The sequence below is a fragment of the Dietzia sp. UCD-THP genome (assembly GCF_000349585.1).
GTDB classification, from domain to species: domain Bacteria; phylum Actinomycetota; class Actinomycetes; order Mycobacteriales; family Mycobacteriaceae; genus Dietzia; species Dietzia natronolimnaea_A.
Genome location: NZ_KB714676.1, coordinates 1 through 234 on the forward strand (window position 1 = coordinate 1; position 234 = coordinate 234).

Below are 234 nucleotides of genomic sequence, written 5' to 3' on the forward strand. Positions count from 1 at the left end.
GAAGGCTCCCGCCAAGAAGGCTGCGGCAATAAGGGAGCCGATTAAGAAGGCCGCGGCCAAGAAGCCCATGGTCAAAAAAGGCTCCGGACAAGAGATCGGCGTAAATTAGCAGGCAGGCTTGAGGTATGCCTTAAAAAAACCGCCGGTTTCGTGCAGTAACGCGTCTTTGCGCGACTTCGAAAGTGGCCGGGGTGTGTCTGTCGCGTAGACCGACCCGTCGAAGCACTGCTCGAA